Origin of the sequence: Rhizobium sp. AP16 (assembly GCF_000281735.1) — a bacterium.
In the GTDB taxonomy this organism is placed as follows: Bacteria; Pseudomonadota; Alphaproteobacteria; order Rhizobiales; family Rhizobiaceae; genus Rhizobium; species Rhizobium rhizogenes.
This window is the reverse complement of record NZ_AJVM01000016.1, coordinates 1-11,236: the sequence shown is the minus strand read 5'-3', so window position 1 is coordinate 11,236 and position 11,236 is coordinate 1. Positions and strand designations below refer to the sequence as shown.

11 protein-coding genes are annotated in these 11,236 nt (G+C 61.7%); 5 read left to right on the top strand and 6 right to left on the bottom strand.

The window, feature by feature from the left end; genetic code table 11:
- Positions 1–8 precede the first annotated feature (8 nt).
- From PMI03_RS09015 to PMI03_RS09000, 4 genes are all read right to left on the bottom strand, one after another.
- A complete protein-coding gene (locus tag PMI03_RS09015) occupies positions 9–476 on the bottom strand; it encodes a type II toxin-antitoxin system VapC family toxin (protein ID WP_007692168.1) in 468 nt (155 codons plus the stop codon).
- A complete protein-coding gene (locus PMI03_RS09010) occupies positions 473–775 on the bottom strand; it encodes a type II toxin-antitoxin system Phd/YefM family antitoxin (protein ID WP_007692166.1) in 303 nt (100 codons plus the stop codon). Before PMI03_RS09010 ends, PMI03_RS09015 begins: the two co-directional genes overlap by 4 nt.
- A 68-nt stretch (positions 776–843) precedes the next feature.
- A complete protein-coding gene (locus tag PMI03_RS09005; protein ID WP_007692163.1) occupies positions 844–2,670 on the bottom strand; it encodes a M23 family metallopeptidase in 1,827 nt (608 codons plus the stop codon).
- 132 nt (positions 2,671–2,802) lie between these two features.
- On the bottom strand, positions 2,803–4,158 hold the full coding sequence (locus tag PMI03_RS09000; RefSeq protein ID WP_007692162.1) for an Nramp family divalent metal transporter: 1,356 nt from the start codon (positions 4,156–4,158) through the stop codon (positions 2,803–2,805).
- Between the two features lie 386 nt (positions 4,159–4,544).
- On the opposite strand from PMI03_RS09000, the gene mntR reads away from it, so the two are divergent.
- Both mntR and PMI03_RS08990 read left to right on the top strand, forming a co-directional pair.
- Positions 4,545–5,000 (top strand): manganese-binding transcriptional regulator MntR, encoded by a 456-nt coding sequence (mntR, locus tag PMI03_RS08995; protein WP_007692160.1) that lies wholly within the window; start codon positions 4,545–4,547, stop codon positions 4,998–5,000.
- A gap of 114 nt (positions 5,001–5,114) precedes the next feature.
- Entirely contained in the window at positions 5,115–5,501 is a 387-nt protein-coding gene (locus PMI03_RS08990; protein ID WP_007692157.1) for an ester cyclase, read from the top strand.
- Between the two features lie 38 nt (positions 5,502–5,539).
- On the opposite strand, the gene PMI03_RS08985 is transcribed toward PMI03_RS08990, so the two are convergent.
- Together PMI03_RS08985 and PMI03_RS31585 are read right to left on the bottom strand one after the other, a co-directional pair.
- The gene (locus tag PMI03_RS08985) at positions 5,540–6,160 is read right to left on the bottom strand and encodes a TetR family transcriptional regulator (RefSeq protein ID WP_007692155.1); all 621 of its coding nucleotides are present in this window, start codon (positions 6,158–6,160) and stop codon (positions 5,540–5,542) included.
- A gap of 61 nt (positions 6,161–6,221) precedes the next feature.
- Positions 6,222–6,458, bottom strand: coding sequence for a hypothetical protein (locus tag PMI03_RS31585; protein ID WP_174052721.1), 237 nt, complete (start codon positions 6,456–6,458; stop codon positions 6,222–6,224).
- On the opposite strand from PMI03_RS31585, the gene PMI03_RS08980 reads away from it, so the two are divergent.
- The 3 genes from PMI03_RS08980 to PMI03_RS08970 form a co-directional block, all read left to right on the top strand.
- Positions 6,459–7,529, top strand: coding sequence for an efflux RND transporter periplasmic adaptor subunit (locus PMI03_RS08980; RefSeq protein ID WP_309574343.1), 1,071 nt, complete (start codon positions 6,459–6,461; stop codon positions 7,527–7,529). It begins immediately after the preceding gene.
- The gene (locus PMI03_RS08975; protein WP_007692151.1) at positions 7,529–10,687 is read left to right on the top strand and encodes an efflux RND transporter permease subunit; all 3,159 of its coding nucleotides are present in this window, start codon (positions 7,529–7,531) and stop codon (positions 10,685–10,687) included. The genes PMI03_RS08980 and PMI03_RS08975 overlap by 1 nt, the downstream gene beginning before the upstream one ends.
- Positions 10,688–10,846: 159 nt before the next feature.
- The coding region (locus PMI03_RS08970) for a cation:proton antiporter (RefSeq protein WP_007692149.1) at positions 10,847–11,236 on the top strand (390 nt) is incomplete at its 3' end.

The following is an 11,236-nucleotide window of genomic DNA, read 5'->3' as shown; positions in this document are numbered from 1 at the left end:
CGACTCTTTTACAGTCGCTTCCCCTTGCCTATGGGGAAGTTCGACGGATCGTCGTTCCACGGATTGAAAAGTGCCGCGCCTGTGTGGTTCACGTCGGCAATGTTGCGCGTGGTGAAAAACAGGTCGTATTCCATGGCGGTGGCGGCCAGCATCGTGTCGATCACAGACGGAAAATGCTTCGTCCGGCGCTTGATCGTCCCGGAAATCATGCCCCAGCGCCGAATAATAGGATCGCTAACCGGCAGAATTCGGTCGGCGAAACGCTCCAGCAAGGCATCGCGGGATGCCAGATGACGGGAGCGATCCGGATGGTCATCCGGCAGATTGTAGATGCCTTTATCGTATTCAGCGATCGTCAGGATGCTGATGAACAGGCTCTCTTCCGGCTGGGAGCGAGCCCAATCTTTGACGGAAGGGGCGCCATTTCGGTTGAGCAGAGACGAAACGACGTTCGTATCGAGCAGCCAGCCGATCAAAGCTCGATGTCCCTGCCGGTGTCGCTCTCGCGCTCCACATCCAACTCGGAAAGGCTGAGGCTTTCCATGAAGTCAACAAGAGGCAACTTGGGCTTCGCTGGCATCAGGCGGTCGTAGTCCTCGACGCTCATGATGACGACAGCTTCACGCCCGCGCACACTTACCCGCTGCGGACCATCGTCGCGGGCATGGCGGACGACCTCGCTAAACCGCGCCTTGGCGGTCTCAAGGCTCCATCGACCACCCTGATGAACGGCGGTCTTGTCGCTCTTTGGCAACTGTCTGCTTTGCTTACTCATGGCTTCTACCTGGTCAGATAGTCAGTAGATAGCCTATTTGCCGACAATGTGCCAGCAAATGATCGTCGTCAAGGACTGCCGAAGTTGCCGCCGGGACCTGGTCCGGGGCCGCGCCCGAAGCCGAAGAAGGGTGGGGGTGGTGGCGGCTCGCGTTCGGCAGGGACGTCGAGATAGCTCATGATGTTGTCGACGTGGCTGACCTGCGAGCGCAGATTGTCGAGCGACTTGCCGGTGAGATTGGTGCCGGCCGGGAGTTGGGCGGTCAGCGGGTTTTCGTAGCGGCCGTTGACGCGCAGTTCGTAGTAGAGATGCGGGCCGGTGGAATAACCGGTCGAGCCGACATAGGCGATGACCTGGCCCTGGGTGACGCGTTCACCGACATGCAGGTCGGATGGCGTTGCGGAAATATGGGCATAGGTGGTCTCGTAACCGCCGTCGTGGCGGATGCGGACATATTTGCCGTAGCCCGTTTCCCAGGAAATCTTTTCGACGACGCCGTCGCCTCCCGCCATGATCGGGCTGCCCATCGGCGCGCGGAAATCGACGCCGTTGTGGAACTTCTTGACGCCCAGAATAGGATGAATGCGCCAGGCAAAACCGTCGCCGAGCTTGCCGTTGGGTACGGGACGGTGGTTCAGCACCTTGGCAACGGAATGGCCGCCCTCGTCATAGAATTCCGAGGGGCCTTCGCCGCTTCCCTTGTGCAGATAGTAGCGGTGCGTATCGCCATCGGTATGGAATTCGATGAACATCAGCTCGCTTTTGCCGTTGTCCGCCTTGCGGGACAAAAGGTCGACGCTGTCGGGTGCGTTGTCGCCGCCGGTCAGTGAAATGCCGTTGGCTTTGGCGAGCTTCATCAGCTGGGCAGCGCTTGCCTCGGAAAGGCCGGCCTTTTCCAGCTTGGCGTCGATTGTCGATTCATTATCATCGTCGACACCCTTGAGATCGACGGCTGCGACTTCCGAAGAGGACGGCGCGTCGGCCTGGCTCTCGCTATAGAGCGTGGAAAACAGCCGGTCGTCGTTCATCGGCACGAAACCATCGGCGTCGTCGCGGGCGACGATGCGCTCCGGCGTCTTGCCGCCGCTGAGGCGGGCCATGATCAGTTTCGGCCGTGCGTCGGCGGTCTTTTTCTCCAGAAGCAGTTCCACTCTGTCACCGGGCGAAACCGCATCGGTCTCCAGGGCACGCTGCAACTCGTCGCCGGCATCCGCGTCGAGACCGGCGGAGGCGAGGATATCCTGCAGGTCCTGGCGGTCCTTGGGCATGGAAACCAGCCTCTTGAACTCGCGACCGGATTCGCCGGCAGTCGCTCTCGAGACGCTGACATTCAACGGCACGCCCCTGATCGGGAAGCGTGAGCGCCGGACTGAATCGTAATGGTTGTTCTGCGGATAGATGCCGTGGCGGATCTCGGTGAGCGCCGGCGGCGAGAACAAGGCGGTCTCGGCGCGCATATCGCCGCCATAGGCTGCGTTGATCGCCCGGGCATCGCCGGCAGAGGGCTCGGTATCCTCGGCTTTGAAGACCAGCGTGGTGCGATGATAGGTGAAGATGCGGGTTTCGCCGCTCGAAAGCTTTTCCGCCACCTGCGCGAAGCGGGCGCCGTCGAAACGCTGTTTCGTGGCAAGGCGGTTGCTCTTGGGCGTTGCTGGCTGCGACTGGACGAGCTGGGCCGTTCGCATCGGCACGGCCTGCTCGATCGTGTGGCGGGCCAGCAGCGGGTAGAGGACGGTGGCGAGAAGGCCGAAGGACGCCGTGCCGGCAATGCCGATGGCGATCAGATGGCGAAGATGGGCAGAGCGCGGCAGAAAGGGAACGTGAAATTCATGATGAGGCTGCGCCTGAATCGCAGCCTCTGCAGGAAATTGGACGCGCAATGGACTTTCGGCCATGAAGTGAGGAACCCTGCAGACTGCGGTGGGCCCAAACTAGGGCAAATCATGGCGAAATCTAGGCAAATATTACGAGTCTGTTAATTGCCGTGATCGTCCACAGGGTCAGATTCGCGCTTCGCGGGCGATTCGTCAACCGAAGATGGTGTCGTAAAGCAGCTTGAAGTTCAGTGCCAGGATAATTGCGGCGACCAGCCAGGAGAGGATGGCAACGCTCCTGGGCACGACGAATTTGCCCATTTTCTTGGGATCCGTGACGAATTGGACCAATGGGATGACTGCAAAGGGCAGCTGCATGGAGAGCACAACCTGGCTTAGCACCAGCAGGTCGGCAGTGCCTTTTTCACCATAAAATGCGGTAACAAAAATAACTGGAATAATTGCGAGACCGCGGGTCAAAAGCCGCCTTGCCCAGTGCGGAATACGCAGGCGCAGGAAACCTTCCATGACGATCTGGCCGGCAAGCGTCGCCGTCACGGTGGAATTGAGGCCGGAGGCAAGCAGCGCCACGGCAAAGAGGGTCGAGGCAATGCCAAGGCCGAGGAGCGGCGACAGCAGTTCGTAGGCCTGGCCGATTTCGGCGACATCGGCATGTCCGCTGTCGTGGAAGGCGGCGGCGGCGACGACCAGAATCGCGGCATTGACGAAGAGCGCCAGCATCAGGGCGATTGTACTGTCGGCCGTCGCCCATTTGATGGCGTCGCGGCGGCCTTCGTCATCGCGCTTATAGGCGCGGGTCTGCACGATCGAGGAGTGCAGATAGAGATTATGCGGCATGACGGTGGCGCCGATGATGCCCATGGCGATGTAGAGCATCTCGTGATTGGTGACGATCTCAGGCGAGGGGATGAAGCCGTGCAGGATAGCGGCGACCGGCGGCGCTGCCGCGGCGATCTGCACGGCGAAACAGACGGAGATGACGATCAGCAGCGCGATGACGAAGGCTTCGAGAAAGCGGAAGCCCTTGTTCATCAGAAGCAGCAGCAGGAAGGCGTCGAGCGCGGTGATCAGCGCGCCGCCGATCAGCGGAATGCCGAAGAGCAGTTGCAGCGCGATCGCCGTGCCGATGACCTCGGCGAGGTCGCAGGCGATGATGGCGAGTTCGCAGGCAAACCACAGGGCCAGATTGACCGGCCTCGGATAATGATCGCGACAGGCCTGCGCCAGATCGCGGCCGGTAGCGATGCCGAGCCGGGCGGAGAGCGCCTGCAGCAGGATCGCCATCAGGTTCGACAGCATGATGACCGAAAGCAGGGTGTAGCCGAATTGCGCGCCGCCGGCGAGATCGGTCGCCCAGTTGCCCGGATCCATATAGCCGACGGAGACCATGTAACCCGGCCCCATGAAGGCGAGAAGCCGCCGGATCCAGGTGCCTGTGTGCGGGACATGAACGGTGGCGTTGACCTCGGGAAGACTTGGACGTGCGTCTTCGTCCGGGCTGGCGAATTTCCATGCGCGCGGCGCGGCAGTGTCTTGAATCTGCGTCATACGGGAGTGCTCCGGGGGATTGAGCTATGATCTGTCTAAAGAAATATGCTGGATATCAACATTATGCAATAGGCTATATTTCATAGATTCGGCATTATATGGCGGTGCTGCCTTGTGGTTCGCGATGATGCTGTCTTTATCCGCGCTGCGGTACCGTTGGTCCTCAGCATGAGGGAGAAGGAGTTCTCCACCGCCGCATTCGGCAAAATCGGCTCGACAGTTGCAGCGAACGCGACGAGCGGGTAACTGGGCGCACGAAATTCGGGCGTAGCGGGAAATGCCTTGAGCCGCGAAGGCGGCATCCGTTTATGCCACCACTTTCAAGATTGAAGCCGGTGCTATAAAGATGAAAGCGAGTTTACCGGGACTCGCGAGGAGCTGACCTATTGCCGACGAGAAGACCGCCGATCCAACGAGACGAACCGTTGCTGGATGCGGAGACGCATTCCGAGGGTTTCCGGCACACGAGAGAGGCCACGCGTGGCGCTCTCGTGGAGGATTATGTCGAGCTGATCGCTGATCTTATCGATGACGGCAACGAGGCGCGGCAGGTGGATATCGCGGCAAGGCTCGGCGTATCGCAGCCGACCGTCGCCAAGATGCTGGCGCGGCTCTGCGAGGACGGGCTCGTGTCGCGGCGGCCCTATCGCGGCGTTTTCCTGACGGATGCGGGCAACAGGATCGCCCAGGACATCCGCGCCCGCCATCAGACGGTTGAAGCCTTCCTGCGCTGGCTTGGCGTCAGCGCCGAAACGGCGCGGATCGACGCCGAGGGCATCGAGCACCATGTCAGCGCCGAGACGCTGGAAGCCTTCCGCCGCGCCATGCTGCACGGCGGCTGATCGCGGGCGACTGCCCCTATTCGGCGGCGTCGTGCTTGGAGGCAGCGGGCGAACATCGGTTCGCCGATCCCGCACCCCGTGCTACTTTATTGTAGAAGCGCGGGAGCAATTGCCATGGTCAAAACCGACCTCTCCGATATCTACCGAGGCTATATTGCCTGCCTGAATGCGCAGGACTGGGCGAGGCTGGGGCAGTTCGTTGATGATGACGTCTCCCACAACGGCCAGAATGTCGGGATCTCAGGCTATCGCCAGATGCTGGAGAGAGACTTTTCCGAGATTCCGGATCTCCGTTTTGCCATTCAGCTGCTGATTTCTGACCCGCCTCATATAGCGAGCCGGCTGGAATTCGACTGCAGGCCGAAGGGAACGTTCCTGGGTTTGCCCGTCAATGGGAAGAGAGTGTCCTTTACCGAGAACGTATTCTACGAGTTTCGTAGCGAGAAGATCTGGCGAGTATGGTCGATTGTCGATAAGGCCGCGATCGAAGCCCAGCTCTAGCGCGGGAGTTGTCGCGAGCCAGATGATCCTTGCCGGGCTCAGTTGGCGTTTCGCCGCATCGACCTGATCACGCTCCACACCAGCCTTTCGCCGACATCGATTACCGGAAACGACTTTCCCGAGCGGAGCCATTCGGCAAAGAGGCCGTTCATGCAGCATTGGAAGGCGCGGGCGGCAGTGTCGACGGTCCAGCCGGGCGCGAGTTTGCCCTGCCGGTCGGCCATGTCGATCAGCTTCTGCAGCTTCTCGTACATTTCGGCATTGGCGGTGATGATGCGTTGGGCGGCGTCAGAGGGGTCCTCGGTGAATTCGCAGCCGAGAATCATGATGGCGAAGATACGTTGCTGGTGTTCGTCGTTCGCCAGGATATGCACAACCTCGATAGAAGCCTGTTCGATCAGGCTCAGCGGATCGTCATGGCCATGTTCGATTGCGTGGTCGACGAGTTCTTCCTGCGGCAGGCGGATTTCGCTGTGCAGCGCCGTCAGCACCTCGGCCTTGTCCTTGAAATGCCAGTAGATCGCGCCGCGCGTCACGCCAGCGCGCCTGGCGATCTTGTCGAGGCTGGAGCCGCTGACGCCGTTTTCAAAGAAAACCTCGGCGGCGGCCGCCAAAACCTCCTCCCTGGTCTTGGCTGCATCTTCCTTGGTCCTGCGCATTCGATCTTTCCACTTTTGCATGTGGCGAGAATTTATTTCATCTCGCCTCATGCGGTTGATTTCACATGATATTGTCCGGGAACTTGAGCGCCGTCCCGAACCTCATGCCATTGGTCACGTCGATTTGATATTTACAATCATTCATGTATGTTTGTATGCTGCGACGCAATAAAAATGTCAAAACTCGTGGTGATTTTTTATGACGGCGCATCCCCGCTCCTTTTTGCGCAGCAGCTTTCTCGCAGCCGGTGTCCTCTTTCTCGGCGCACACTCCTCCCTTGCCCAGCAGGCGGGCCAAATGCCGCCGCCGCAGGTGACCGTGGTCGACGTCAAGCCCGAGACCGTGCAGCTCACCTATGAATATGCTGCGCGCATCTCCGCCTATAGGCAAGTCGATGTCCGCGCGCGTGTCGGCGGTATTCTGTTGAAAAGGAATTTTGTCGAAGGTGCCGAGGTCAAGGCCGGCGACGTGCTGTTCCTGATCGATCCCGCCTCCTATGAGGCGACGCTTGCGCAGGCTCAGGCGCAGTTGCAGCAGGCCGACGCGCAGCTGACCCAGGCGCAGCGTGAGGAAAAGCGCAACATCAACCTCTTCGACCAGAACGCCGTCACGCAGAAGGCGCGGGACGACGCGATTTCCACACGCCAGTTGGCGGACGCCGCGGTCGCCTCGGCCCGGGCGCAGGTGCAGACCGCGCAGCTCAATCTGGACTATACCAAGGTCACGGCGCCGGTCGGCGGCATTACCACGCTGGAGCAGGTCTCCGAAGGCAGCCTGATCGGCACGACGGGTGACACCGGCCTGCTCACCAGCATCACCCAGCTCGACCCGGTCTATGTCAATTTCTCCTTCTCGGATACGCAGGCCGCCGAAGTGCGCCGGCTGATCGACCTCAAGAAGGCTAAGGGCGAAGCGCCGAACCTTGGCGTGAAGATCTCCTTCGGCGACGGCACGTCCTATGACCATGACGGCGTCGTCGACTTTACCTCGTCCACGATCGACGCCTCGACCGGCACGCTGCAGGCCCGCGCCGTGGTGGACAATCCCACCCGTCGGCTGCTGCCCGGCCAGTTCGTGCGCGCCACCGTTACCGGCGTCTCGCTCGACAATGCCATCACCGTTCCGGAAGTGGCGCTGATGCAGAGCCCGCAGGGGCAGTTCGTCTATACGATCGACAAGGACGGCAAGGCGCATGTCAATCCGGTGACCCTCGGCCAGAAGATCGGCGGCAACTGGCTCGTCCTGTCGGGCCTTCATGCCGGCGACAGGCTGATCGTCGAAGGCATCATCAAGGTGCGCCCCGGCGCGCCCGTGCAGGCGGCGGCAGCCGCTGCGCCCAGTGACGCGAACAAGGTAGTGCAGAACTGATGTTGGGAAACAGATTCTTCATCGATCGCCCCGTTTTCGCGGCGGTGATCTCGATCGTCATCCTGCTTGCGGGCGCCGTCTGCATCCGCCTCCTGCCGATTGCGCAGTATCCCGAGTTGACACCGCCGCAGGTGGTCGTCACCGCCACCTATCCCGGTGCCAGCGCCGAAACCGTCGCCCAGACCGTTGCTGCTCCCTTGGAGCAGCAGATCAACGGCGTCGAAAACATGCTCTACATGCAGTCGTCGAACTCCAATAGCGGCGCGATGCAGATCACGGTCACCTTCGCGCTTGGCACCGATCCGGACCAGGCGGCGATCAACGTCAACAACCGCGTGCAGCGCGCCGTCACCACCTTGCCGCAGGACGTGACCCGTCTCGGTGTCGTCGTCACCAAGCGCTCGACCTCGATCCTCGGCTTCGTGGCGATGTATTCGACCGACAGCCGCTACGATCGGGCCTTCGTCGGCAACTACGCGCTGCTCAATGTCATCGACGATCTCAAGCGCATTCCCGGCGTCGGCGACGTCAATCTGCTTGGCGATATCGACTATTCCATGCGTATCTGGCTGCGGCCGGACAAGCTGGCGCAGTATAATCTGACGCCGAGCGATGTCTCGGCCGCCATCCAGGAGCAGAATTCGCAGTTTGCCGCCGGCCGGTTCGGCGACCAGCCGAGCAACACCGCCCAGCCCTTTACCTATACGGTGACGACGCAGGGGCGCCTGGCCGACATCGACGCCTTCGGCGATATCATCCTGCGCTCGGACGCCAACGCCGCGACGCTGAGGCTGAAGGACGTCGCGCGCATCGAGCTCGGCACCAAGAGCTATTCGGTCCAGAGCAGCCTCAACGGCACGCCGGCCATCCCGATCGCCGTCTATCTGCAACCCGGTGCCAACGCGCTGAACACGATGTCGGCGCTCAAGGGGCGCCTGGACGAACTGCAAAAATCCTTCCCGCAGGGCGTTGCATATCAGATCCCTTACGACACGACCAAGTTCATCCAGGTGTCGATCGAGGAGGTGGGCCGCACCTTCATCGAAGCGATCCTGCTCGTCATCATCGTCGTCTTCGTCTTCCTGCAGAATTGGCGCGCGACGCTGATCCCGGTCATTGCCGTGCCGATCTCGATCATCGGCACTTTCGCCGGCATGTATGTGCTCGGCTTCTCGATCAACCTTCTGACGCTGTTCGGCCTGGTGCTGGCGATCGGCATCGTGGTGGACGACGCCATCGTGGTGCTCGAAAACGTTGAGCGCCTGATGACGACGGAGAAACTGTCGCCGAAGCAGGCGGCGATCAAGGCAATGGGCGAGGTGACCGGTCCGGTCATCGCCATCGTGCTGGTGCTCTGCGCCGTGTTCATCCCGGTCTCCTTCATGGGCGGGCTCGCCGGCCAGATGTACAAGCAGTTCGCCGTCACTATCGCGATCTCGGTCACCATCTCGGGCATCGTGGCGCTGACGCTGACACCGGCGCTCTGCGCTCTGATCTTGAAGCCCGGCCATCACGAGCCGGTGCTGCCCTTCCGTATCTTCAATCGCGCCTTCGATCGGTTGACGCAGGGCTATACGGCCGGCGTCGCCTTCTTCCTGAAGCGCATGGTGCTCGGCTGCGTGCTGGTCGCCGGCCTGCTCGGGGCGACCGGTTATCTCTTCTATACGCTGCCGGGATCGCTGGTGCCGGATGAAGACCAGGGCTCGCTGTTCCAGATCGCCATCCTGCCGCCGGCGGCCTCGCTGACGCGCACGCAGGCTGTCATGGATCAGGCGCTGGTCAATACCGAGAAGCTCCCTGGCGTGGAAAACGTCTTCGCTGTTGCGGGCTTCGACCTGCTCTCCGGTGGCCTGAAGAGCAGCGCCGGCGTCGCCTTCGTGACACTGAAGGACTGGAGCGAGCGCAAGACGCCCGAACTCGACGCCCGCAACATGGCTGGCCCCCTGATCGGCGCCAATATGGGCATCAAGGACGCCATGGTGCTTGCCTTCAACCCGCCGCCGATCCAGGGCCTTTCGACGACGGGCGGTTTCGAGGTCTATGTGCAGGACCGTTCCGGCAAGGGCGTCGCGGGACTTTCGGAGGAAGCACAGAAGCTCGTGGCGGCTGCCTCCAAGCGGCCGGAACTGGCGGGCGTACGTACCACGCTCGACACCAATGTGCCGCAGTTCCGCGCCGATCTCGACCGCGAAAAGGCGAAAGCCCTCGGCGTGCCGATCAACTCGGTCTTCGATGCCATGCAGGCGACCTTCGGCAGCCTCTATGTCAACGATTTCACGCTTTATGGCCGCAACTATCAGGTCAACCTGCAATCGGAAGCGCCGTTCCGCGAATCGCCCGACGATCTGCGTCAGGTCTTCGTCCGCTCCGACAGCGGCAAGATGATCCCGCTCGATACGCTGATCAAGGTGACGCGCACCATCGGGCCGGATCAGCTCGAGCGCTACAACGCCTTCAACGCCGCCAAGGTCACCGGCAATCCGGCGCCCGGCTATACCTCGGGCGACGCGATCAAGGCGATGCAGCAGGTGGCGGCCGAGACCCTGCCGGAAGGCTTCCAGATCGCCTGGACGGGCTCGGCCTATCAGGAGCTGGAAACCGGCGGTGCGGGCACGCAGGCGATGATCTTCGGCATCATCATGGTGTTCCTGATTCTGGCCGCGCAATATGAGAAGTGGAGCCTGCCGCTCGCCGTCCTCACCGCGATCCCCTTCGCGCTGTTCGGCGCGCTGCTCGCCACCTATCTGCGCGGGCTCACCAACGATGTCTATTTCCAGATCGGCATGGTGACGCTCATCGGTCTGGCGGCGAAGAACGCGATCCTGATCGTCGAGTTCGCGGTGATGAAACGCAAGGACGGTATGAGTGCGGCGGAAGCGGCGCTCGAGGCTGCGCGGCTGCGCTTCCGCCCGATCGTTATGACCTCACTTGCCTTCATCCTCGGCGTCGTGCCGTTGGCGATCAGCACCGGCGCCGGCTCCGCCAGCCGCCACGCCATCGGCACAGGCGTCATCGGCGGCATGCTGGCGGCGACCTTCCTCGCCACCTTCTTCATCCCGATGTTCTATCGCCTGATCGCCTGGAAACAGCCGAAGCCGGACGAGGACGACAAGGATGATGAGATCGGCCACCGGCCGCACGCGCAGGCGGCGGAGTAGGAAGCATATTTCCTGATTGGATATCGACTATGAAAATGGCGCCTTCGGGCGCCATTTTGCTATGCTGGCCAAGGGCTAGATCGATAAGGCCTCACCCGCCAGACCTCTTGCCCAACGGAATTTTCCCGCCATGATGATGGAAACGCGGGATCCTGTTTCATGGCTTTTTTCGAGAGCATGCTGACGCTGATGCTGGTGGCGCTGATCGCGCTGCAACCGTCGCGAAAGCTCGGTATTCCCTATCCGACCATGCTGGCGATCGCCGGTGTGCTGGTCGCCATGCTGCCCTGGGCGCCCGGCATCTCCATCGATCCGGCATTGGCGCTGGCGTTGTTCATCGCGCCTGCCCTGTTCGATGCCGCCTATGACCTGCCGCCCCGGACACTGAAGCAGAACTGGATACCGTTGATCTCGCTTGCCGGCATCGCGGTCGTTCTGACGGCCGCTGCGGTCGCCTGGGTCGGTGTTGCCTATGCCGGCCTGCCACTTGCTGCCGCCATCGCGCTCGGCGCCATCGTCGCGCCGCCGGATGCGGCGGCGGCCACCGCC